This window comes from Streptomyces sp. SGAir0957 (assembly GCF_043523415.1).
Map to the genome: position 1 here is coordinate 870,568 of NZ_CP027293.1, position 23,422 is coordinate 893,989.

The window sequence follows — 23,422 nt, forward strand, 5'->3', positions numbered from 1 at the left end:
CGCTCACCCCTCGGGCCGTGCGGCGCGCAGGGTGAACAGGAGGGGCAGTTCGCCCTCGACGTGCGCGGGGAGCCAGTACCGGCCGTCCTCGCGCCGCTCCAGGTAGGGCAGCACGGCGAACTGCGCGGAAGGGAACTCGTGCAGGAACTCCAGGCGCAGGCCCGCGTCGACGACGCCGGTCACGATCGAGCCGAGCGAGTGCGCCCAGGTGTAGCCGGACTCGGTGACGTCGTCGGACGCGTCGGTGTAGGTGCCGTGCAGTTCGTGGGCGATGGGCGCGGCGCGGTGGAAGTACGGGTAGCGCAGGACGGGTTCGCGGGCGCCGTCGTCGAAGTCCAGGGTGTGCAGCACCGGGTGGTACTCGGCCACGTACAGGACACCGCCCGGTGCGAGGAGGCGGGCGGCCGAGCGGGCCCACCGGGCGATGTCCGGCAGCCACACGACGGAGCCGAACGACACGTAGACGATGTCGAAGGAGCCGTCGAGCGTCTCGGGCAGTTCGTCGACGCGGGCGCACAGGAACCGCGCCCGCAGATCGGCCTCCTGGGCGAGAGTGCGGGCCTGGCCGACGGCGGCCGGTGAGAAGTCCACGCCGGTCACGCGGGCGCCGCGCCGTGCCCAGCTGAGGGTGTCGAGGCCGAAGTGGCACTGGAGGTGGACGAGGGAGCGCCCGGTGACGTCCCCCAGTTCGGCGGGTTCGAAGGGCTGCAGGGTGGAGCGGCCGCGCAGGAAGCCCTGGACGTCGTAATGGCCGCTGGTGACGTGGAAGCCGGTCCAGGTGTCCCAGAGGTCGCGGTTGCGGTCGAGGCAGCGGCCGGGATCCTCGGGCGCGCGCGTGCTGACGCGGGGTGTACGCATCGGGTTCGTCTCCCCCTCGATCGGTCAGGCCGCTGCCGCGGCGGGCAGGTGGGAGCAGACCGGGCAGTCGGGGCGGCGGCTCCAGCGCTCGGACTCCCTCGGTACCGCGTCGTCGAAGAACGCCTCCATCAGGCGCCCTTGCGAGGTGGAGGGGGCGATGCCGGTGGAGAGGCGGACGACCTCGGCGAGCACATGCGCGGTGTAGAGCGTGACGAGCGCGCCGAACGCCGACATGTCCTCGGGGAACCGGGGCTCGGAGCGGTGGTTGTCGGCCCATGCGGCCTTCGTGGCGTACAGCTCGGCGAGGACGGGGTCGCGCTCGGCGACGTCCGCCTTCCAGCACTCCACGCAGCCGGTGACGCCCGGGATCATCGTGTAGTAGGCGATGCGGCGGCTGTCCACTCCCCCGGTGATCAGTGTCGCGCCCGCTTCGACGCAGGCCTGGTTGATCCAGTTGACGACCTGCATCTTCGGCATGTCGACGGCGGACAGGACGAGGTCACGGCCCTCGACGACGGCGAGCGCCTCCTCGGCGCAGCCGATGTAGGTGGAGCGGGTGTCGAGCTTGAGGAGCGGGTCGTAGGCGAGGATGCGCTCGGCGGCGACCTCGATCTTCGCGCGGCCGATGTCCTCCTCGCGGTAAAGGATCTGCCGGTTGAGGTTGGACAGTTCGACGGTGTCGAAGTCGACGACCCTGATGTCGCGTACGCCGAGGCCGACGAGGTCGTACAGCAGGTGGCTGCCGACGCCGCCGAGGCCGAGGAGGACGACGCGGTAGTCGCGCATCCTGCGCTGGAGCTCGTACTTGCTGGTCTCCAGGGTGGCGTAGTTCTCCAGGAAGCCGAGATTGCGCTTCCAGCGCTCCAGGTGGTGGGCGTCGAGGCCGGGCTCGCGGCGCCGTCCTCCAGGAGTCCGGCGGCGGCGAAGTCCCGTACGGCCTGCTCCACCTCGTGCTCGGTGATGCCGGCTCCCTCGGCGCGCAGGGCCTCGCCCACCTCGGGCACGGTCCTGGTGCCGTCGAGCAGGCGGACGAACTTCGCGACGGCGCCGTTCGCGTCGGCTATCTCGATGTTCTTGCCGGGCAGCTGGATGTGGACCTGGCCAGCCACGCGGTACACCGGCAGGGTCGGCTTGATCCGTGGCTTGGTCCTGTGCGGCGGGTCCGGCTGGTTCTGGCTCATGGTGTGTCCCCCGTAAGCGGATGGTGTGGGGTGGGTGTGAGGGGCGGGCGTGCGGCCGCGGCCGCACGCCCGCGACGTTCATCAGGTGGCGACGGCGCGGCCGGCGATGCTCGTCTTGCGGGTCTTGAGGACGATCGACATGCTGTTCACCTCCCCGGCGAAGTAGTTCCGACAGGTTCCACAGTGCGGAACGCGGGCGGCGCCGGGTATTGGCACATACCCCAGGTTCTTGCCGCCGTCAGGTGTCCGCGGCGGCCCGGACGACGGCGCTGGCCAGTGCCGCGCGCGAGGGGACGCGGAGCTTGGCGAAGGCGTGCGAGAGGTGCATCTGCACGGTCTTCTCGGTGACTTTGAGGCGATGTGCGATCTGCCGGTTGGTGAGCCCTTCGCTCACCAGGGCGGCCACTTCTCCCTCGCGCCGGGTGAGCAGCTCCACGGCGCGCTCCCCCACGCCGGGACGGCCCGCGCGGCCCAGGACGCGACGCCGTTCGGTGGCCGCCGTACGGGCGAGGGCGCGGGCCCCGCACCGGGCGAACACCCGTTGTACGGCGACGAGTTCGGCGGCGGCGCGCCGGGCGTCCCCGCCGGCCGCGAGCGCGCGTGCGGCGAGCAGCCGCGCCCGGTGGGCGTCCACCACCTGCCCGGCCGCGCTCAGCCCCTCGTAGGCGGCGACCGCGCTGCCGTAGGCGCTCTCCGGGTGCCCGGCGGCGAGCAGGTGGGCGCGGGCGAGGAGGGCGAGTCCGGTGCGGCCCGGCAGGTCGAGGGGGCGGGCCGCGTCCATGGCACGCTCCGCCCAGTACGCGGCGATCTCAGCGCGCCCCGCGTCCAGGGCGGCCCGTGTGAGCAGCTCGCACCAGTCGACCCGCGACCACGGGTCGACGTCGGTGAGGCCGGTGCCGCCCGCGTCCCGCACGGCGGCGAGGCAGGCCGCGGGGTCCTGGGTGGCGAGCCGGGCCTCCGCGACGGCGTGGACGACGGACGCGCCGAACCAGCCCTCCGCGCCCGGCGCCCGCCGGTCGAGCGCCTCGTCCCCGGCGCGCAGCGCGGCCTCGTGGTCCCCGGTGGCGACGGCGATGCGGCAGAGCAGGGCGAGGGCGCCGGACCGGGCCTCCCGCGCGCCGCAGCGCACGGCGACGTCGAGGGCCTCCGTTGCGGCGGCCTCGGCCTCGCCGAGCAGGCCCGACAGCTGGGCGGCGAACGCGCGGGCCGTGAGGAGGTGTGTCAGCGCGAAGTCCCGTACGGAGCCGCGGGCCAGGGCGATCGCGCGGTCGAGGTGGCCGAGCGCGTCCCGCTGCCGCCCGAGCAGCGCCTCGCTCCAGCCGAGCCAGACGGGGGCGTCGAGCTGGCGCGTCAGGTGGCCGTCGAGCAGCCCGTCGAGGTGGGCGGCGGCGGACGCGCCGTGCGCGCGGGCCGTGGCGGTGTCCCCGGTGAGGACGCCGGTCAGGGAGAGCAGCGCGTGCGAGGCCGCCGCGCGGGGGCGGTCGCCCGACCGCTCGGCGTCCGTCAGGGCGCGACCGGCGCGGGTGGCGCAGTCGGCGGCGCGGCCGTCGGCCAGTTCGGTGCGGGCCAGCGCGAATTCGAGGATGCCCGTCGCCTCGCCGTCGGAGGCGGCGGCTCCCCGCAGGGCGCGCACGAGCAGCGAGCGTGACTCCGCGCGCCGCCCGAGGGACCGCTCGGCGAACGCGCAGGCGGCCACCGCTTCGGCATGGCGGCCCGGCGGTTCGCACGGCAGCCCTTCGAGCACGGTGTGCAGCAGGTCGCGGCTCTCCCGGAGCTGCCCCACGGCCCCGAGCAGATGGGCCAGGCGCAGCCGGAGGGTCTCCCGCTCCTGCCCGGCGTCGGCGGGGAGCAGGCGCAGCGCGGTCCGCAGCCAGCGGACCGCGCGCTCCGGTTCCGCCAGGCGGACCTGGTGCGCGGCGTCCGCCAGCACGCGTACGGCCTCCACGTCGCCCGCCCTGCCCGCGTACTCCAGGTGGCGGGCCCGCTCCGGCGGTTCCGCGCGGTCGCGGGCGAGCGCCGCGGCGACGGTGGAGTGGACGGCGACGCGCCAGCCCGGCCGGGCGCCCCGGTAGATCACGTCGCGCAGCAGCGGGTGGCGGAAGGCGAAGGTACGGGGCGCCGTGGCCGGGCGGACCAGGTCCTCCTCGACCAGTTCGTCCAGGGCTGCGAGTACGGGCAGTTCGTCGGCGCCGATCGCCTCCGCGACCAGGCCGCAGGTGAAGGAGGTGCCGATGACGGAGGCGGCGCGGGCAGCCTGCCGGGCCGTCGCGGAGACCCGTGCGAGGTCCCGGGCGACCTCGGCCTCGAAGGTGGCGCCCACGTCACCGCCGCGTGCTCCGGCGGGGGCCAGGAGTTTGAGGTAGAGCGGGTTGCCGCCGGCCGCGCGGCACAGGGCCCGCCAGTCCCCGGTCGAGGGGCCCGTGAGGCGTTCGGCCTCCTGCCGGTCGAGGCCCGCGAGGGGCCCGAGGGCGATGCGTTCCACGGCGAGGCCGCCGGTCGACGCGGTGGCGAGGAGTGCGCACAGCGGGGTGGCGCCTGCCGGTGCCGGTAGGCGAGGGCGAACAGGACGGGGGCGTTCGGCGGGTGCCGGAACAGTGCGTCGAGGGTCGCGACGCACTCCGCGCCGGCCCGTTCGAGCCCGTCGAGGAGGACGACGAGGCCGCCCGCCGGGGTGGTCGACTCGAGCCGCTGCCTGAGCCGCGACGCCTTGGCGTTCCGCGCCGCCGTCGCGCTTGCCCGGACGACCCGCGCGGCGTGGTCCGGGGTCCGGCCCGTGCGCACCGGGCAGCCCCCGGCCGCCGCCATCCGTCCGAGTTCGGCGAGCAGCCGTGTCTTGCCGATGCCCGGTTCGCCCGTGATCTCCACCGCCTGGCCCGCCCCGTCGCCGAGGCGGGCCATCGCGCGCGAGAGGACACGGCGCTCCGCCGCGCGGCCGATCAGAGGCTCCGATGTCTGCGCCACGTGCGTCCTCCCCGGATGGACGAACCGCGGGCGCCTCGCCGACTGCGGGGGCGCCCGCGCCGATACCGGGGGTACGGGGGCGGGGCGGCCCGCGTTCATCGCGCGCGCGGGGGACGAACTACCAGGTCAAAGCGGGAGTTCCGGTTCCGTGGCGGGCAGGGTGCGACGGGGCGCGGGTCAGCCCTGCAGCGTCACGTCCTGGCGGCTGACGGCGTGGAAGTGCGGCAGCGGGACGATGCCGTGCATGCGCATCTCCATGACGGTGGCCTCGATGTGGGCGACACCCGGCTTGATCTTGTCCGCGTCGGTGAGCGTGTTGACCTTGCCGCTGTTCTTCCACGTGTGCTCGGCGCCGTCGCACAGGGCGGTGGAGCCGCCGATGCCGTAGCGCGTGTTGCCGGTGCCCTGCGCGACGGAGGAGGACACGAAGGTCACGGAGGTGCTGTTGACGCAGCGGTAGGTGCCGGACAGGGTCACGGTGCCGTCCGCGGCGATCTGCCCGGTCGGGTCGACCTTGACATACTCGGACGGTTCGGCGGCCGTCGCCGCGGGAGCGGCCAGGAGTAGGGAGACACCGAGGGTCGTGCCCAGGACAGGGCGGAGCCGAGACGACATGGCACATCCTCCTAGATTTCGGGAACCTCCATTCATATCGGTCACCCGGCCTCCGGTCGCCCTGTGTCATCCCTTCGGCGGCGAGTCCGTAGCGCGTCTGACGGACTCGACCGCCTCGGGCGGTGGCTCGGGGCCTGTGTCCGGTTCTCAGCGGTGTGCCGCGATGAGCCGCTGGTACCAGCGGTAGCTGTCCTTCGGGGTGCGTTCCTGCGTGGTGTAGTCGACGCGGACGATGCCGAACCGTTTGGCGTAGCCGAGCGCCCACTCGAAGTTGTCCAGGAGCGACCAGACGTAGTAACCGCGGACGTCGACACCCTTGTCCATGGCCGCGCGGAGCGCCGCGAGGTGGTCGTGGAGGTAGGTGACGCGGTCGGCGTCGTGAACCGCGCCGTCCGCCGCGACGACATCGTGCTCGGCCGAGCCGTTCTCCGTGATGTGGACGGGCGGCAGGGCGTCGCCGTACGTGGCCTTGAGGTCGGTCAGCAGGTCCGTGAAGGACGAGGGGACGACCGGCCAGTTCATCGCGGTGCGCCGGACGTCGGGGTAGCCGGCCTCCGCGTAGCGGTTGTCGGTGGCGACGCGGGTGGCCGGGTCCGGCTCGCGGTGGGGCGCGTCGGTGACGACGATGGGGCGGTAGTAGTTGATCCCGAGGAAGTCGAGCGGCCGGCCGATGAGGTCGAGGTCTCCGTCGCGGCGGAACTCCTGGCGGGTGATCAGCTCGCCCCAGGTGTCCTCCTCGGAGGCCGGGTAGCGGCCCGCGAGGAGCGGCTCGGTCCAGACGAGGTTGTGCTGGGTGTCGGCGCGGAGCACGGCGGCGCGGTCGGCGGCCGAGTCGGTGGCGGGCACGTTCCGGTCGAGGTTGAGCGTGATGCCCGCCTCGCGCACACCGGCCGCCCGCAGCGCCTTCATCGCCAGGCCGTGGCCGACGAGCAGGTGGTGGGCGGCGGCCAGCGCGCCCGTACCCTCCTGCGCGCCGGGCGCGTGGCGGCCGACCGAGTAGCCGAGGAACGCGCTGCACCACGGCTCGTTCAGGGTGATCCAGCGCGGCACGCGGTCGCCGAGGTGCTCGGCGACGATCGCCGCGTACTCGCCGAACCGCTCGGCGGTCTCGCGCACGCGCCAGCCGCCCTTGTCCTCAAGGGCCTGCGGCAGGTCCCAGTGGTAGAGGGTGGCGGCGGGTTCGATGCCCGCCTCCAACAGCTCGTCCACCAGGCGCGAGTAGAAGTCGAGGCCCTTCTGGTTCGCGGGCCCCTGCCCCGTCGGCTGGACGCGCGGCCAGGCGATGGAGAAGCGGTACGAGTCCACGCCGAGGTCGCGCAGGAGCGCCACGTCCTCGGGGTAGCGGTGGTAGTGGTCGCAGGCCACGTCGCCGGTGTCGCCGCCGTCGGTGCGGCCGGGCGTGTGGCTGTAGGTGTCCCAGATGGACGGGCCGCGGCCGTCCTCGGTGACGGCGCCCTCGATCTGGTACGAGGCGGTGGCCGCGCCGAACACGAAGCCTTCGGGGAACACGGGCAGGTCGTTCATGGGGGAGCAGCCTTACTTGACGGATCCGCCGGTGATGCCGGCGGCGATGTACTTCTGGGCGAGGACGAGCAGCACGGCCGCGGGGATCGCGGACAGGACGGACGCGGCCATGACCGAGCCCCAGTCGCCGACGTGGGCGCCGATGTACTGGTAGATGCCGAGCGTGACGGGCTTGACGTCGTCGGTCGTGTTGAGCGTGAGCGCGAACATGAAGTCGCTCCACGCGTACAGGAAGGAGAACAGACCCGCGGTGATGAGGGAGTTGCGGCTCATCGGCAGCACGACACGGACGAACGTGCGCAGCTTGCCCGCGCCGTCGACCTCGGCCGCCTCGATGACCTCCTTGGGGATCGCCACCATGAACGAGCGCATCAGGACGATGGCGAAGGGGATGCCGAGCGAGGCGTCGGCGAGCATCAGGCCGAAGTAGGAGTTGACCAGGCCGAGATCGACGTACGCGCTGTACAGGGCGTTGGCGATGACGATGCCCGGGACCATCTGCGTGATAAGCGTGCCGAAGACGATGGCGCGGGACGCGCGCAGCCGGAACTGGGCGAGCCCGTACGCGGCGGGCGCGGCGATCGCGAGGCAGATGACGACGGCGCCGAGGGCGACGGCGAGCGAGGTGAGCAGGTGGCCGCCCTGCTCGCTGAGGGCGGAGGTGAAGCCGGACAGGTCGAGCGAGTGCGGGACGGGGTCCACTTCGAGCAGCCCGGACTCGGGCTGGAGCGCCGTGTTGATCATCCAGTAGAGCGGGAAGAGCATCACGGCCAGGATGACGACACCGGCGACGGTGGCGCCCCAGCGGCGCTTGGGCGCGGTCGTCGCGCCGGCGGTCTCGGAGACGGTCGCCATGCCGGTCACTTCCCCTCGGTGCGGTTGGCCCGCAGGTAGAACACCGCGAAGACGGCGGAGATCAGGATGAGCACGTTGCCGACGACGGCGCCCGCGCCGAAGTCGAGCTGGACGAAGGAGTTCTGGTAGGTGAGCGTGCCGAGGGTCTGCGTGGAGTCGGCGGGGCCGCCGTCGGTCAGGGCGAGGATCAGGTCGAGGATCTTCACCGTCGACATGAAGCCGAGCACGAGCACGACCGTGATCACGGGCTTGAGCAGGGGCAGCGTGATGGAGCGGAAGGTGCGCCAGGCGGAGGCGCCGTCCAGGGACGCGGCCTCGTACAGCTCCTTGGGGATCTCCTGGAGTCCGCCGTAGAGGATGACCATGTTGAACGGGATGCCGATCCAGATGTTCACCATGATCACGGAGAACAGGGCCATGCCCGGGCTGGTCAGCCAGGGGGCGCTGCCGCCGAGGCCGAGGGTGTCCAGGAAGGAGTTGAGGACGCCGGTGTCCTGGTCGAGGATGCGGCGCCACACGATGCCGGAGACGACCATGGGGACGAGCCAGGGCAGCAGGATCAGCGAGCGGAGCAGCCCGTTGAGCGGGAACCGCTTGGTGAAGAAGACGGCGAGCGCGAGCCCGATGCCGAACTGGCCGAGCAGCGAACCGAGCGTGAAGACGATGGTGTGCCACAGCGCCTTGCCGAAGAGGTCGTCGTGGAAGACCTTGCTCCAGTTGTCGGTTCCGTTGAAGGGGGACTTGCCGTCGAAGAACGTGGACGGCGAGAAGTCCTGGAAGCTCATCACGACGTTGCGCACGAGCGGGTAGCCGAAGAACAGCAGCATGAACAGGACGGCGGGGACGATGAAGCCCCACTGCGACAGCTTGCGGCGGCGCCGCGTGTCACGCGGTTTCGCGGGCGCGGCCGGGGCCGGGGCGGCGACGGGGCCGTGGTGGTGGTCGACATGATCGGTTCAGTCCCCTCAGTTCCCGCTCATGGCGCGGCTCTGCGCCTTCTTCAGGGCGGCCTCGCTGGACTGCCCGGTCAGCGCCGACTGGAAGGCGCTCTGCAGCGCAAGCGACACGGACGACCAGCGCGCGCCGACCTTCGTGGTGCGGGAGCGGGCGGTGGCCACCTGGTCGGCGAGGGCGTCGAGTTCGGGCACTTCCTTGCGCCAGAGCGCGGCGGCCTTCTCGTTGGCCGGGACCATCCAGCTGTTGCGGGCGTAGGAGATCTGCTCCTTCTCGCTCGCCATACAGCCGATGATCTTCGCGGCGGTCTTCTGGCGCGCGGTGTCACCGGTCTTCGGGACGGTCAGGACGGCGCCGCCGAGCGGGCCGACCGAGTCGTCGCCCGCCTTCGGCACGGGGATCTGGGCGATCTCCCAGTGCAGGCTCTTCTTGGTGTTGAGGGTCTCGACCTGCCACGGACCGTTGATCATCATGGCGGCGTTGCCCGCCATGAACTGGTCGTTGACGTCGGCCTGCGTCCAGTTCACGGTCGACTTGGACAGCGAGCCGTCCTTGAGGAGGCTCTTCCAGTAGTCGAGCGCCCCGGCGACCTCGGGCGTCGCGAGGTCCGTCTCGTCGCCGCCGTTGGACCACATGAACGGGGTGAACTGGAAGACGCCGTCCTCCGCGCCGCCCGCGCTCAGCGCGACGCCGTACCGCTTGCCCTGGGTGAGCTTCTTCGCGGTCTCCCGCATCTCGTCCCAGGTGGTGGGCGCGTCGAGGCCCGCCTTGTCGAGGATGTCCTTGTTGTAGAACAGGGCGAGCGTGTTCACCGTGCGCGCGGCCCCGTAGTACGTCCCCTTGTACGAGCCGAAGTCGACGATGCCCTCCGGGATGTCCTTCGTGGACAGGCCCAGGGAGCGCAGGTCGACCAGGCCGCCCGCCTCCGCGAACGTCGGCATCTCCGAGGCGTCGAACTGGATGACGTCGGGGAGCGACTTCGACGACGCCATGCGCAGCGACTTCGTCATGACCTGCGCGGCGGGCACGCTCTGCTGCTCGATGCGGATGCCGAGCCGCTTGCTGCACCGGGCGAGGGTCGCGGCGTCCCAGCCGTGGTACGAGTCGTCGGTCGAGGAGTTGAGGACGGTGTAGACGCCGTCGTCGCGCTGTGCGCCGCAGCCCGCGAGCGCCGCTCCCGCGACGAGTACGGAGACAACGGTGAGCGGGGCCGCGGCTCGTCGGGCCCGGCGGCCGGGGCGACGGCGCCTGGCGCGCCGCACGTCCGGCGGGGGAACTGCTGTCACGGTGGTTGCCCTTGCGTGGGAGGGACGGCCGGCCCCGGGCGGAACTCCGGTGTTCCGCCGAGGGTCCACGTGTCCTGGGAAAAGGGGCGCGCGGCCCGGCCACCCGGCGTTTGTTTTCTGCATTGACTAATACGCCATGGCGCGTCGAAGCGCTAGACCCTGAACCGCGCTCCTTGCCTTCTCGGCACGGTTTTTCCCCTGGAAACCCGTTGTCGAAGCGCTTCGACAATTTTTCCTCGGATGCCTTGATCTTTCGACCTCCGTACGGTCGAATGCTGGTCTGAACCGCCCTCCGCCCCCCAGGGAAGATCATGAAGTTCACCGACGGCTTCTGGCTGATGCGCGACGGGGTCGAGGCCTCGTACGCCACCGAGGTCCGCGACGTCCGCACGGACACCGGCCGCTTCACCGCATACGCATCCGTCAAGCGCGTCGAGCGCCGCGGCGACACCCTCAACTCCCCGCTGCTCACCACCGAGTGCTTCTCCCCCGCCGAGGGGGTGATCGGCGTCCGCACCACCCACTACGCGGGCAAGCGGCACCCGGGACCCGACTTCGCCCTGCCCGGCGCGGACGCCCCGGCGGGGGACGTCACCCGGGATGGCAACGTTGTCTCGCTGACCAGCGGCGCCCTGTCCGTGCGCCTCGACACGGCCGAGCCGTGGACGCTGTCCTTCCGCGACACCGACGGGCGCGAGGTCACCTCCGCCGGACGCAAGGGCACCGCCTTCTTCTCCACCGCCGAGGGCGGGCACCACATGGCCGCCCAGCTCGCGCTCGGCGTCGGCGAGCAGGTCTACGGCCTCGGCGAGCGCTTCACCCCGTTCGCCAAGAACGGCCAGAGCGTCGACATGTGGCAGGCCGACGGCGGCACCAGCAGCGAGCAGGCGTACAAGAACGTGCCGTTCAGCCTGCACCTCTCCCCCGCCGGCGCCTACGGCGTCTTCGTGAACCACCCGGGCCGGGTCAGCTACGAGATCGGCTCCGAGGCCGTCGGCCAGATGCAGTTCAGCGTCGAGGACCAGACCCTGGAGTACTACGTCGTCGCGGGCCCGACCCCGAAGGACGTGCTGCGCCGCTACACCGCGCTGACCGGCCGCCCGGCGCTGCCGCCCGCCTGGTCGTTCGGGCTGTGGCTGACGACCTCGTTCACCACGCAGTACGACGAGGAGACGGTGACGTCGTTCGTCGACGGCATGGCCGAGCGGGACATCCCGCTCAGCGTCTTCCACTTCGACTGCTTCTGGATGCGCGAGTACCAGTGGTCGGACTTCACCTGGGACCCGGACGTCTTCCCCGACCCGGTCGGCATGCTGGCCCGGCTCAAGGAGCGCGGCCTGCGGATCTCCCTGTGGATCAATCCGTACATCGCCCAGAAGTCCGCCCTCTTCGACGAGGCCGCCGCGAACGGCTACCTGGTCAGGAAGGCCGACGGCGACATCTGGCAGTGGGACCTGTGGCAGGCGGGCATGGGGCTCGTCGACTTCACCAACCCGGACGCGTGCGCCTGGTTCCAGTCGAAGCTGAAGGTCCTGCTCGACCAGGGCGTCGACTGCTTCAAGACCGACTTCGGCGAGCGCATCCCCACCGACGTGGTCTGGCACGACGGCTCCGACCCGGAGCGCATGCACAACTACTACACGCACCTGTACAACCAGGTCGTCTTCGAGCTCCTGGAGAAGGAGCGCGCCATCGGCGAGGCCGTGCTGTTCGCCCGTTCGGCGACGGCGGGCGGCCAGCAGTTCCCCGTGCACTGGGGCGGCGACTGCTTCTCCTCGTTCGGCGCCATGGCCGAGTCCCTGCGCGGCGGGCTCTCCCTGTCCCTGTCCGGCTTCGGGTTCTGGTCGCACGACATCGGCGGCTTCGAGGGCACGCCCGACCCGGCGGTCTTCAAGCGCTGGCTCGCCTTCGGGCTGCTCTCCTCCCACAGCCGCCTGCACGGCTCCAGCTCGTACCGGGTGCCGTGGGAGTTCGGCGCCGAGGCGGTCGACGTGGCCCGCGCCTTCACCAAGCTCAAGCACCGCCTCATGCCCTACCTGTACGGGGTCGCGGCCGACGCGCACGCGACGGGGGTGCCGCTGATGCGGCCGATGCTGCTGGAGTTCCCGGCCGACCCGACGAGCCGCGCCCTGGACCGCCAGTACATGCTCGGCCCCGATCTCCTCGTCGCGCCCGTCTTCTCGGCCGACGGCTCGGTCGAGTTCTACCTGCCGGAAGGCGTCTGGACCCATCTGCTCACCGGCGAGAGGGTGCAGGGCCCGGGCTGGCGGCGCGAGACCCACGGCTACGACAGCCTGCCGCTGTACGTGCGCCCCGGCGCGGTGCTCCCGCTCGGCGCGGACGAGCGGCGGCCCGACGGGGACTGGACCGAGGGGCTCACGCTGCTCGTCGCTCCGGACGCGCACGACGTGACGGTGACGGTCCCCGACCACCACGGCCGCCAGGCCGCCGCGTACCGCGTACGACGCGACGCGGACGCGGGCGGTGCCATGACGGTGGAGACGTCCGAGGGGGCCCCGGCGCCCGTTCTCAGGGAGCTGTGACGCCGGGACCGCGTCGCCGGGGAGGGGCTACCGCTTGACGTACAGGCGGTTCCCCTTCGGGCCGGTCCACTCCACGCGTACGACGCCGGGCACCGCCGCGTCGTCGACCCGGGACGGATCGGCCCAGTACCCGGCGGCCGGGTTGCGGAAGAAGGTCGCCCAGAGCTCTCCGTCCCGGTCCTTGAAGAAGTTGTTGTGCCCGGCGCCGACGCCCGCCGTCCAGCGCTCGGAGTACGGACCCTCGAAGCGGTCCGCGACGGCGACGACCACGTCGTACTGGTACTGGGTCCGCCCGGTGCCCGGGTTGTCGTAGCCGTAGCGGGGGCTGCCGTAGGCGTCGATCGACGTACGGTCCCAGGCGGCGTGCAGCAGGTAGTACTTGCCTCCGTGTCTGAACACGTAGGCGCCTTCGAGGTACGGCTCGGGTGTGTACGACTTCTGCTGGAAGAGCGGGAGGTTCGTCGCCGGTTCGATGTCCTCCATGTCCGGGCGGAACTTGGCGTACAGGTGGTTGTGCAGCACCAGCCAGGCGTCCTTGCCCTCGGTGTAGATGCTGCCGTCGATGTGGAAGTACGCGCCGGGCTTGATCCACGAAGGGCCGCCGATGAAGGACTCGCCGAACGGCTTGTCGAGGTTGCCCTCGATCAGGCGGTACGGGCCCTCGACGCCGCCCTCGCTGACCAGCACGAACGAGCCGACCTTGATCGAGTGGTCGCCCATGCACGCGACCATGTACCACTTGCCGCGGAAGTAGTGCAGCTCGGGCGCCCACGCGTTGCCGCGCTTGCCGAACTGGCCGTCGTCGTACCAGTACTCCTGCCAGGGCGCGACGACCGTGCGGCCGGGCCGGTTCTCCCCGGCGAACTCCGGCGACCACACCTTTCCGCGCTCCGCGCCGGGCCGGATCTTCGTGGTGTCGGCCAGCTTCCACGGGCCGTGCAGGGAACGGGCGGTCCATACGAAGATGCCGTCGTTCCAGGGTCCTGCCGCCGGGAGGCCCGGCACACGTGTGGTGCCGGTGGCGACATACAGGGGGCGGCCGTCGACCTGGAAGCAGTTGACATACGTGTCCCGCATCCAGACCCGGCCCAGCTCCTCGTCGCGCGGGCGGAGTTCGAGGGGCAGGACGAAGGAGTTGTCGTCGCGCGGCCACAGCTCCTCGCGGGCGTCCGCGCGACCGTACAGTTCCTGGGCCGGCCAGTTCTCGGGATAGTGCCCCCGCTTGGCCGCCTCGGGGGCGGCGGGCGCGGCCTGGGCCGTGCCGGTTGCCGCGGACAGGGCGATCGCGCCCACCGATCCCGCCACCCCCGTCATGAGCGCGCGTCGGCCGAGGGCGAGTCCGTCACCGGGTGAGGTCATCTCGGTCAGTTCTCCTTCGTCGTCTCGAACGCGGAGAGCGTCGTGTCGTAGTCCGTCTCCACGTCGTACATGGGTGTCATCCAGTGGTAGAAGTTGTCGCCGCGCGCGCGGAGCAGGTCGTACAGGCGGCGGGTCAACTCGGTCCGCACGGTGAGCGTTTCGGGGTCGTCGTAGCGGTTGTGCAGCTCGTCCGGGTCGGCTTCGAGGTCGTACAGCTCGTTGCGCGACTCCGGGTTGACCACCAGCTTGTGGCGCCGGGTGCGCAGCATCCGCTGCGGGTAGGGGAAGTGGTGACCGTGAAACTCGGCGAGGTGGTGCTCGTCCCACTCCGGCTGTTCACCGCGCGCGAGGGGCAGCAGGCTGCGGCTGTCCACGGCCGGTGCGGTGTCGCTGCCCGCCAGGTCGAGGATGGTGGCGGTGCAGTCGGTGAGCGAGACGAACTCGTCGCGCACCTGCCCCTGCGGGGCGCCGGGGACCTTGAGGAGGCCGGGGATGCGGTAGATGTCCTCGTACATCGCCGGGCCCTTGTCGTGCAGGCGGTGGGCGCCGGTGAACTCGCCGTGGTCGGCGGTGAAGAAGACCGCCGTCCGCTCGTCGAGGCCCAACTCCGTTACGGCGTCGAGTATGCGGCCGATCTGCTCGTCGATGAGGGTGACGTAACCCCAGTAGACGGCGATCAGCTTGCGCGACTCCTCCAGGGGCATCGTGTCGAAGGCCCACAGCTTGCTGTAGTTCTCCTGGACGGGGGGTTTCCCCGCGAACGTCTCGCTCATTGAGGCGGGCAGTTCGACCAGCGCCGGGTCGTACAGGTCGTAGTACGCCTCGGGCAGGATGTACGGCAGGTGGGGGCCGAAGAAGTGAGTGGCCAGGAAGAAGGGCGCGCCCTCGCCGCCGTCCTCCCGCGCGGCGAAGCGGCGCAGCATCTCGATGGTGCGGGTGGCCAGGTAGTACTCGAAGGTGGCCTCGACCGGCTGGTGGAGCCGGGCCGCGAGCAGGTTGCCCGGGCTGCCGTTGGGGGTCGTGCCGCGCACCGGGTCGGTGATGCGGTACGGGGGCAGGCCGTTCTCGTCCAGGTAGGCGAGGTAGTCGGGGTGGTCGACGGGGTTGTGCCAGCCGGCCAGGTCCGGGCCCTCGAAGCCGTAGTCGGCGGCGGTGCGCCGGACGCCGCCGTGCCATTTGCCGAGCAGGCCCAGGTGGTAGCCCTCGGAGCGCAGTTGCTCGGAGAAGGTGAACTGGCCGTCGGACAGGTCTTCCAGATACCCCACGTTCCGCTCGTAGTTGGCGAGCAGTTTGTGGCGGAAGGGCGCCGCGCCGGTGAGCAGACTGGCGCGGGCCGGGGTGCAGATCGCGGTGGGTGTGTAGAAGCTGTCGAAACGTGTGCCCTGCTCCGCGAGCCGGTCGAGATGCGGGGTCCGTGTGTGGGGGTTGCCGTACGCGCCCAGGGTGTCGACGCGGTGCTGATCGGTCATCAGGAAGAGCATGTTGTGGCGCACGGGGGCCTTTCGGGTCAGTCGGTCCGGGCATGCTCCGGCGCCGCGCCGATTTAAGTCAAGAGTGCGGACATAAATCGAGCGGGGCCGATCACGGGGGCGGACGTCGGGCGCTTCCTCACCGTAAGCGGCCGCAGGTCAACTCGGGCAGGACGGGCGGCCACTTGTGACGCCGCGTTCATATGAACAATTTGTTTCGAGTCATTGACGAAAATAGGTCGCGCTCACATGCTGTCCTCCATGCACGAACACGACGGCCCGCTGACACGTCTGCGCCGCGGCCACGAGCAAGCGGTCCTGGAGCTGCTGCGCAGACACGGCCCGCTCAGCCGCGCCGAGTTGGGCGCCCGCAGCGGCCTGTCCCGGACCACGCTGCACGACATCGTCGCGGGTCTGACCGGCAGCGGCTCGGTCGTCGCGGGCACCCCGCAGGCCGAGGTGCGCAAGCGCGGGCGGCCGGTGGAGAAGCTCAGCCTCAACCCGGCCGCCGGAGCGGCCGTCGGCATCGACTTCGCGCGCCGCGCCGTGCATGTCGCGGCGGTCAACTTCGCCCACGAGGTGATCGGTTCGGCGAGCGCGTCACATGCCGCCGATCTCTCCTGGCCGGAGCGGATCGACATCGCGGACGGGCTGCTCGCCGCCTCGGGCGCCGTCCACCTCGACGCGCTCACCGCGATCGGCGTCGGCGTGGTCGGGCCGCTCACCGACCCGGGCAGCGAGAACGCCCGGGCGCGGACCATCGACGGCCTGCCCGACCTGCTGCGCAAGCGGTTCGGTGTCCCGGTCGTCCTGGACAACAACACCCGCCTCGCGGCGCTCGCCGAAGCGGTGTGGGGCGCCGCGAGGGACAGCAGCGACGTGCTGTATCTGCGCCTGTCGCACGGCGTCGGCGGCGGCCTGGTCGTGGGCGGGGCGCTGCACCGCGGCCGCTACGGCCTGTCCGGCGAGTTCGGGCACATCACGGTCGATCCGGCGGGGCGGCCGTGCGACTGCGGCGGCACCGGCTGCCTGGAGACACGTGCCTCCCTCGACGCGGTCCTGTTCCGGTACCGGGAGGCCGGTGGCCGCGCCGACGACCTCGCCGGATTCCTGGCCGCCGCCGCGTCCGGCGAACAGTGCGCGCTCGACGTGCTCGCCCGTGTCGGCGACGACATCGGCGGCGTCCTCGCCGCCGTGTGCCACGCCGTCGGCCCGGGTGTCATCGTCGTCGGCGGCGAACTGGCCGAGGCCGGGCCCGCCCTCCTCGAACCCGTCGAACGCGCCCTGCGCCGGCAGTTGATGCCGCTGGCCCGCCGCCATGTGGACGTACGGCGGGCGACGCTCGGCGACACCGGGAGCGCGCTGGGCGGCATCGCCCTCGTTCTCCACGAATCCCCCCTGCTCTCCCACTATCCGCGGCCCGCATCCGAGGAGAACGCGTGACGTCACCGGTGAGGTACCCATGGCTGTGATCGCTCCGGTCGACAAGACCGCCACGGACGCTCCGCGGCGGCGGCCGGGCCGCTCCCGGCACCGGCCCCTGCTCCTCAACGTCGTCGCGGTCGCGGCGGGCATCGCCGTGTGGGGCGCCGTGGCCGCCCTGGGCTGGGTCGAGAACCTGCCCGCACCCACGGCGGTCGCGCGGAAGGCCGGCGACATGATCTCCGACGGCACCCTGGCCACCGACACCCTCGCCAGTCTGCGCCGGGTCCTGTTCGGCTACGCGCTCGGCGTGGTCGTGGCCGTGCCCGTCGGCTTCCTCATGGGCTGGTACCCGACCGTCCGCGCCCTGGTCGAGCCGTACATCCAGTTCTTCCGCACGATCCCGCCGCTCGCGCTCATCCCGCTGGCGGTCGTGCTGCTCGGGATCGGCGAGGTGCCGAAGATCGCGGTGATCTTCCTGGCGTCGTTCATGGCGTGCGTCCTCTCCTCCTTCCAGGGCGTCGTCGACGTCGACAAGACGCTGATCAACGCGGCCCGGGTGCTCGGCGCCCCGGACCGCACCATCTTCGCCAAGGTGGTAGTCCCCGCCTCCACCCCGTTCATCCTGGTCGGCATGCGCATCGGTCTCGGCGCGTCCTGGGCCACGGTGGTGGCCGCCGAACTCATCGGCGCGCAGGAGGGGCTGGGCTACCGGATGCAGAAGGCGTCCACCTGGTTCGAAATGGACACGATCTTCGTGTCCCTGATCACGATCGGCATCCTCGGGCTCGTCATGGACCGGCTGCTGCTGCTGGCCGAGCGACGCCTCACCGGCTGGCAGGAGCGACGATGAACAGCAAGATCAGCTTCCGTGACGTGGTGAAGACCTTCCCGCTCAAGGGCGCGACGTTCACCGCGCTCGACGGGGTCAGCCTGGACATCGCGGACCAGGAGTTCGTCACCGTCGTCGGCCCCTCGGGGTGCGGCAAGTCGACGCTGATGAGCATGGCCGCCGGGCTCCAGGAACCCGACTCGGGCAGCGTCCTGGTCGACGGCACACCGGTCACGGGACCGGGCCCCGACCGTGGCGTCATCTTCCAGCAGTACGCCCTCTTCCCCTGGCTCACCGTCCGGCAGAACGTCGAGTTCGGGCTCAAGCTCGCCTCGCTGCCCGCCGAGGAGCGGCGCCGCCGTGCCGAGCGGGCCATCGCGCTCGTCGGCCTGAGCGAGTTCGCCGACGCCCTGCCCAAGACGCTGTCCGGCGGCATGAAGCAGCGGTGCGCCATCGCCCGCGCGTACGCCGTCGACCCCCAAGTCCTGCTGATGGACGAGCCGTTCGGGGCGCTCGACGCGCTGACCCGCGTACAGCTCCAGGACCAGCTCCTCGCCACCTGGAGCCAGGAGAAGCGCACCGTCCTCTTCATCACCCACGACGTGGACGAGGCCGTCTACCTCGCCGGCCGCGTCGTCGTCATGGCCGCCGGGCCCGGCCGCGTCCACCGGGTCATCGACGTGGACCTGCCCTACCCCCGTACCGAGGAGATCCGGCTCTCCCCCGAGTTCCGGCGCATCCGCAACGAGGTGTGGACGTCCGTGTACCACCAGGAAGCACCGCCCGAAGCGGCCTGACGCCTCGCCCCCTCATCCACTCCTGAGCCCGCGCACCACCCCGAGAGGACACTCCCTCATGCCCAGAAGCACGGCCCGCCGCGTCCTCGTCGCGCTGCCCGTCGCGTTCGCGCTCTCGCTCTCCCTCGGCGCCTGCTCCGGCAGCGCCTCCGGGGACGACGGCACGGTCCGGTTCGGCTACATCGGCGACTACAACGGAGCGAGCCTCCTCGCCATCGCCGAGAAGCAGGGCCTGTGGAAGAAGGCGGGCCTGACCGCCGAGGTGAAGAGCTTCAACAACGGCCCCGTACAGATCCAGGCGCTCAGCGCGGGCGACCTCGACTACGGCTACATCGGCCCCGGCGCCATGTGGCTGCCCGCCTCCGGCAAGTCGAAGGTCATCGCCATCGACACCCTGACCTACGCGGACCGGGTGATCGGCCAGCCCGGCATCACGTCGATGAAGGACCTCAAGGGCAAGCGCGCCGGCGTGCCCGAGGGCACCTCGGGCGACATGGTCCTCAACATCGCCCTGGCGGAGGCCGGGATGGAGACGAAGGACATCGACAAGGTCAACATGGACCCGTCCACCATCGTCTCCGCCTTCTCCTCCGGCAAGATCGACGGGGCGGGCTTCTTCTATCCGGCCATCGACACCATCAAGAAGAAGGTCCCGGGCCTTACGGAAATAGCCGACACCAAGGAGACCGGGGACTCCTTCCCCACCGCGTTCGTCGCGGGCAACAAGGTGCCCGAGTCGAAGAACAGCAAGGTCGTCAAGGTGTTGCAGCAGGCCAACGACTGGCGCGCGCAGCACCCCGACGAGACCATCGCGCTGACCGCCAAGATGCTGGAGGTCACCGAGGAGCAGACGAAGGCGGACGCCTCACACGTCCAGACCCTCTCCACGAAGGAGCTGGCCGAGAAGACCAGCAGCGGCGAGGTGAACGAGTGGTTGAAGAAGCTGGGTGACTTCTTCGTCCGCAACAAGCAGCTCGACAAGAACCCCGACCCCGCCGACTACTACACGGGCGACCTCTACACGAAGACGTACGGGAAGTAGGACCGGCCACCGCGGCTACGGGTGCAGGGTCGGCCGGTAGGTCAGCTCCTGGATGTCGCGGTCCAGGGTCCGGCGCTCGATCAGTTCGAGGTCGAAGTCGGCCGCCCCCTGGAAGACGGGTTCGAGGCCGCTCCTTCCGGTGATCACCGGGAAGAGCGTCACCTGGACGCGGTCGACGAGCCCGGCGGCCATCAGCGCGCGGTTGAGCGAGAGGCTGCCGTGCGAGCGCAGCGGAACCTCCGACTTCTCCTTGAGCCGGGCGACGACGTCCACGGCGTCACCCCGCACGACAGTGGCGTCCGGCCAGTCGGGGGCCGCGTCGAGGGTGCTCGACACGATGGTCGCGGGCAGGTTCCGCATCCGGGTCACCCAGGGGTCGCGGACATCGGAGTCCTCGGTGCTCGCCGCCAGCATCCGCGTGAACAGCCGGTACGTACGCGCCCCGAACACCATGCGCTGGTCGGCCTCGTACAGGGCGAGGCGGTGGTCGAGCAGCTCGGGGCCCTGTTTCCCCCAGTAGCCGGTCCAGTCGCCGCCGGCCGCGGCGAAGCCGTCGAGGCTCGCGAAGACGTCGAACGTGTAGGTGGCGGTCATGGCGCTCTCCTCGGGTGCGACGGCGCACGGTCGGAGATACAGACCGGCCCGTACGGCGGAATTCATCGCCGTACGGGCCGCTGTGTGCCAGTGGGGGTCACTCGGCCGCGAGCAGGCCCTCGCGGAGCTTCTTCACGACGCGGGAGATCAGCCGGGAGACGTGCATCTGCGAGCAGCCCAGCTCCTCGCCGATCTCCTGCTGGGTGCGCTCGTCGACGAAGCGGAGGTGGATCAGGCGACGGTCGCGCTCGTCCAGGTCCGCGATGAGCGGGGCCAGGGAGTGGAAGTTCTCCACGAGCTCGAAGCGGTCCTCGTCGATGCCGATGAAGTCCGCGAGCAGCGTGTCCGACTCGTCGTCCTGGCCGGAGACGGCGGCGTCCAGGGAGACGCTGTTGTAGCCGTTGGACGCCTTCTGCGCCTCGGCGACCTCGGCCGGGTCGAGCTGCATCAGCTCGGCCAGCTCGGCCGTGGAGGGCGAGCGGCCGAGGCGGGTACGCAGCTCCTCGGTGGCGCGGGACAGCTCGATCCGGGCCTCCTGGAGGCGGCGCGGCACGTGCACGGCCCAGGAGGTGTCCCGGAAGAACCGCTTGATCTCGCCCGTGATGTAGGGAATGGCGAAGGAGGTGAACTCGACCTCGCGGGTCAGCTCGAACCGGTCGATCGCCTTGATCAGGCCGATGGTGCCGACCTGGACGATGTCCTCCATCTCCTGCGGGCCCCGGTGCTTGAAGCGGGAGGCCGCGTACTGCACCAGGGAGAGGTTCATCTCGATGAGCGCGTTGCGCACGTAGCTGTACTCGCTCGTGCCCTCTTCGAGCCGCGTGAGCCGGTCGAAGAAGTGGCGGCCGACCTCTCGGGCGTCCTTGGGCGCGACCGAGGCGGGGTCCGCGTACGCGCGCTCGATCAGCCGCTCCTCGACCGTGACGGCCGTGCCGGCCGTGTGCTGGAGCTGCTCCCGCTCTGCCACGCTGCTCATGTGTCCCGCCCTACCTCTGTCGATGACGACCTTGCCTCCCCGTAGGCGTCCGGCTACCCCGCCTTCCGCTCCACACACATGCTGTCAGACAACTATTTACGGAAGTACCACCGGGCGGTGGTCACGGCAGCGCCACCATGGCGGTGATCGTCTTGCCGCCGGGCTCGATCTCGACGCCGAGGCGGGAGCTGAGCCGCTGGATCACCATCCAGCCGTAGCCGCCGGGGCGTCCGCGCTCGGGCCGTGTGGTGCACGGCACAGCGTGGCTGCGGTCACTGACCCGCAGCTCCAGGGCGTCGCCGCGCAGCCGCGCGCTGAAGCTGGTGACTCCGCCGCCGTGCTGGAGCGCGTTGGACGTGAGCTCGCTGGCCACGAGCAACGCGTCGTCACGCAGGCGTCGTGCCGTGTTCAGCGGCAGACCGCAGCACACCTCCATCAACACCGAGCGGACGACGGACCGTGCCCCCGCACAGCTGGCGCGCTCTCCCTCAAGGGTCTCGGGAACGCTCATCACAGCGTGATCCTTTCTCTGCACGCGTGCAAACACTGCTCATATGTCGTCGTAAGCCCTCGCGTGCCCGCCGGTTCGAGCCCCACACTCGTCCGTCCGGGCAAAACCCGCATTTCCGCTGAGCGCGTTCACACCCGCGAAAACACCGGTGGACCAGGTGTTTCCCTGGAGGCGGGCGACACAATGCGCGGAGGCGACACGTGATGTGGCGGGCTCGGGGATCCGCCTGTCACAAGGCGGTGCTGATGTGGGAGGGTCGCAGGATGGTTCCCGACAGCCCGAGCATCGAACTCACCCAGCAGGAGCGGGTGGTCATCGTCTCGTTCCGCAACACCATCGAACTGGAGGAGCAGGACGAGGCCGGCCTCGCGCTCTCCGACGCGCGGACCGACACCAGCACCGCGGCCACCCTGCTCGACCTCGCCGATCTCACCTTCGCCGACAGCACCCTGCTCAACCTGATCCTGCGCGCGCACGCCGATCATCAGGAGCAGGCGCGGCCGTTCGTCCTGGCAGGCCCGTACCACAGCGGCGTCCAGCGGCTCTTCGAGATCACCGGGGTCACCGAGGTACTGGAGCTGGCCGGTACGCGCGACGAGGGTGTGCGGCGCGTCCAGGAACTGCTCGACATCGGCACGATGCCCCCCGACGGCCCCACTCCGTAGCCTCCCGCGGGTCGGGACCGGCCCCCGCGAGCGCGGAGGCGCAGGGTTCCCACTGCACAACCCGCGGGGGCCGATGTCACGCCAGTACCCGACATTCCGCCCCTTATGCCCCTGGGTGGGCCCGGCCCCGCGCCGGGCCGCCCGGGGGCATCCTTGTCCCACCCTTGTCTCACCCCATTCGCCGCCCTGCTCGCGCGATCACGGAACATGCCGCTTACACCTGAAGGAAGGGAAACAGAGAAAGGGAGAGAAACTGTGACCGCACCGCTCCGCCCCTTGTCCCACGGCGCGTTCGCGCTCCTCACCGCGCTCGTCTCCGCGCTCGTCATCGCGCCGCTCCCCGCGGCGCGGGCGGCCCACGCGGCAGAGCCGCCCGCGTCCGCGCCGCCCTCGCACCAGCGTGCGGCCGGCGTCGTCACGGACGTACTCGCGGGCATCAACAGGCATCGCGCGGCGGCCGGTTGCCGCCCGGTCCGCGCACAGGCCGCGCTGAACCGCTCCGCGCGGGCCCACAGCCGGGACATGGCGGGCCGCCAGCGGCTGCAGCACTCGGGCGCGAACGGGAGCAGCCCGCGGGAGCGGATGCGGGCGCACGGCTTCCGGGCCGCCTACGCCGGTGAGGCCATCGCCCGCGGCGCGGACGGCACGGGCTCGGTCGTCTCGCTGTGGATGGACAGCCCGTCGCACCACGACCTCATCCTCACGTGCCGCTTCACGCACGCGGGCGTCGGCCGGGCGGACGGTCCCGACGGGCCCTGGTGGACGCTGGATCTGGCGTCGAAGCGCTAGCTCCAGCCGGAGGGGCCGCACGTCCGGTCGGGGCGCACGTCCAGTCGGACCGCACGTCCAGTCGGACCGCACGTCCAGTCGGACCGCACGTCCGGTCGGGGCGCGTCGGCCCCCTGACCGGGAGGTGCCCGCTCCCGACACGCGTCCGGGGCCCGTGCGACACGGGCCCCGGAGGGTGCTGCCTGGCGG

Annotated in this window: 21 protein-coding genes; 7 read left to right on the forward strand and 14 right to left on the reverse strand. The window is 71.3% G+C overall.

The window, feature by feature from the left end; all coding sequences use genetic code 11:
* Positions 1-3: 3 nt before the first annotated feature.
* The 9 genes from C1N81_RS09175 to C1N81_RS09215 form a co-directional block, all read right to left on the reverse strand.
* The gene (locus tag C1N81_RS09175) at positions 4-858 is read right to left on the reverse strand and encodes a class I SAM-dependent methyltransferase (protein WP_394428247.1); all 855 of its coding nucleotides are present in this window, start codon (positions 856-858) and stop codon (positions 4-6) included.
* A gap of 24 nt (positions 859-882) precedes the next feature.
* Complete coding sequence (locus tag C1N81_RS09180) at positions 883-2,121, reverse strand: HesA/MoeB/ThiF family protein (RefSeq protein WP_394428248.1); 1,239 nt, start codon at positions 2,119-2,121, stop codon at positions 883-885.
* Positions 2,121-2,255: a hypothetical protein gene (locus C1N81_RS09185; protein ID WP_394428250.1), complete on the reverse strand. Its 135-nt coding sequence runs from the start codon at positions 2,253-2,255 to the stop codon at positions 2,121-2,123. Before C1N81_RS09185 ends, C1N81_RS09180 begins: the two co-directional genes overlap by 1 nt.
* A 22-nt stretch (positions 2,256-2,277) precedes the next feature.
* Positions 2,278-4,521, reverse strand: coding sequence for a LuxR C-terminal-related transcriptional regulator (locus C1N81_RS09190; RefSeq protein WP_394428252.1), 2,244 nt, complete (start codon positions 4,519-4,521; stop codon positions 2,278-2,280).
* Positions 4,522-5,177: 656 nt separating this feature from the next.
* On the reverse strand, positions 5,178-5,615 hold the full coding sequence (locus C1N81_RS09195) for a DUF6299 family protein (RefSeq protein WP_394428253.1): 438 nt from the start codon (positions 5,613-5,615) through the stop codon (positions 5,178-5,180).
* 147 nt (positions 5,616-5,762) lie between these two features.
* Positions 5,763-7,139, reverse strand: coding sequence for a GH1 family beta-glucosidase (locus tag C1N81_RS09200; RefSeq protein WP_394428254.1), 1,377 nt, complete (start codon positions 7,137-7,139; stop codon positions 5,763-5,765).
* A gap of 12 nt (positions 7,140-7,151) precedes the next feature.
* Complete coding sequence (locus tag C1N81_RS09205; RefSeq protein ID WP_394428255.1) at positions 7,152-7,994, reverse strand: carbohydrate ABC transporter permease; 843 nt, start codon at positions 7,992-7,994, stop codon at positions 7,152-7,154.
* 5 nt (positions 7,995-7,999) lie between these two features.
* Entirely contained in the window at positions 8,000-8,821 is an 822-nt protein-coding gene (locus C1N81_RS09210; protein ID WP_394428256.1) for a carbohydrate ABC transporter permease, read from the reverse strand.
* Positions 8,822-8,959: 138 nt separating this feature from the next.
* Positions 8,960-10,234 (reverse strand): ABC transporter substrate-binding protein, encoded by a 1,275-nt coding sequence (locus tag C1N81_RS09215; RefSeq protein WP_394428257.1) that lies wholly within the window; start codon positions 10,232-10,234, stop codon positions 8,960-8,962.
* Between the two features lie 311 nt (positions 10,235-10,545).
* Between C1N81_RS09215 and yicI the strand changes: the two genes are divergently transcribed.
* Positions 10,546-12,777 (forward strand): alpha-xylosidase, encoded by a 2,232-nt coding sequence (gene yicI / locus C1N81_RS09220; RefSeq protein ID WP_394428258.1) that lies wholly within the window; start codon positions 10,546-10,548, stop codon positions 12,775-12,777.
* Positions 12,778-12,804: 27 nt separating this feature from the next.
* On the opposite strand, the gene C1N81_RS09225 is transcribed toward yicI, so the two are convergent.
* The gene (locus tag C1N81_RS09225; protein WP_394428259.1) at positions 12,805-14,136 is read right to left on the reverse strand and encodes a family 43 glycosylhydrolase; all 1,332 of its coding nucleotides are present in this window, start codon (positions 14,134-14,136) and stop codon (positions 12,805-12,807) included.
* Positions 14,137-14,141: 5 nt separating this feature from the next.
* Positions 14,142-15,617, reverse strand: a complete 1,476-nt coding sequence (locus tag C1N81_RS09230; RefSeq protein ID WP_394437827.1) for a sulfatase-like hydrolase/transferase — start codon at positions 15,615-15,617, stop codon at positions 14,142-14,144.
* 237 nt (positions 15,618-15,854) lie between these two features.
* On the opposite strand from C1N81_RS09230, the gene C1N81_RS09235 reads away from it, so the two are divergent.
* Genes C1N81_RS09235 through C1N81_RS09250 form a run of 4 tightly spaced genes read left to right on the forward strand, consistent with a single transcriptional unit; the run spans position 15,855 to position 19,698 of the window.
* Positions 15,855-17,048 carry an ROK family transcriptional regulator gene (locus tag C1N81_RS09235; protein ID WP_394428260.1) on the forward strand — a complete coding sequence of 398 codons (1,194 nt, stop codon included), beginning with the start codon at positions 15,855-15,857 and terminating at the stop codon, positions 17,046-17,048.
* A gap of 19 nt (positions 17,049-17,067) precedes the next feature.
* The gene (locus tag C1N81_RS09240) at positions 17,068-17,880 is read left to right on the forward strand and encodes an ABC transporter permease (RefSeq protein WP_394428261.1); all 813 of its coding nucleotides are present in this window, start codon (positions 17,068-17,070) and stop codon (positions 17,878-17,880) included.
* Complete coding sequence (locus C1N81_RS09245; RefSeq protein WP_394428262.1) at positions 17,877-18,656, forward strand: ABC transporter ATP-binding protein; 780 nt, start codon at positions 17,877-17,879, stop codon at positions 18,654-18,656. Before C1N81_RS09240 ends, C1N81_RS09245 begins: the two co-directional genes overlap by 4 nt.
* 58 nt (positions 18,657-18,714) lie before the next feature.
* Entirely contained in the window at positions 18,715-19,698 is a 984-nt protein-coding gene (locus C1N81_RS09250) for an aliphatic sulfonate ABC transporter substrate-binding protein (protein ID WP_394428263.1), read from the forward strand.
* A gap of 15 nt (positions 19,699-19,713) precedes the next feature.
* Here the strand turns inward: C1N81_RS09250 and C1N81_RS09255 are convergent, their stop codons facing one another.
* The 3 genes from C1N81_RS09255 to C1N81_RS09265 all read right to left on the reverse strand — a co-directional run bounded on the left by C1N81_RS09255 (position 19,714) and on the right by C1N81_RS09265 (position 21,779).
* Entirely contained in the window at positions 19,714-20,292 is a 579-nt protein-coding gene (locus tag C1N81_RS09255) for a dihydrofolate reductase family protein (RefSeq protein WP_394428264.1), read from the reverse strand.
* Between the two features lie 97 nt (positions 20,293-20,389).
* Entirely contained in the window at positions 20,390-21,268 is an 879-nt protein-coding gene (locus tag C1N81_RS09260; protein WP_394428265.1) for a SigB/SigF/SigG family RNA polymerase sigma factor, read from the reverse strand.
* A 121-nt stretch (positions 21,269-21,389) separates the two neighbouring features.
* Positions 21,390-21,779 carry an ATP-binding protein gene (locus tag C1N81_RS09265; protein ID WP_394428266.1) on the reverse strand — a complete coding sequence of 130 codons (390 nt, stop codon included), beginning with the start codon at positions 21,777-21,779 and terminating at the stop codon, positions 21,390-21,392.
* Between the two features lie 263 nt (positions 21,780-22,042).
* Here C1N81_RS09265 and C1N81_RS09270 point away from each other — a divergent pair, with 263 nt between their 5' ends.
* Together C1N81_RS09270 and C1N81_RS09275 are read left to right on the forward strand one after the other, a co-directional pair.
* Positions 22,043-22,444, forward strand: a complete 402-nt coding sequence (locus C1N81_RS09270) for an STAS domain-containing protein (RefSeq protein ID WP_394428267.1) — start codon at positions 22,043-22,045, stop codon at positions 22,442-22,444.
* A gap of 255 nt (positions 22,445-22,699) precedes the next feature.
* On the forward strand, positions 22,700-23,233 hold the full coding sequence (locus C1N81_RS09275) for a CAP domain-containing protein (protein ID WP_394428268.1): 534 nt from the start codon (positions 22,700-22,702) through the stop codon (positions 23,231-23,233).
* The last annotated feature ends 189 nt before the right edge of the window (positions 23,234-23,422 follow it).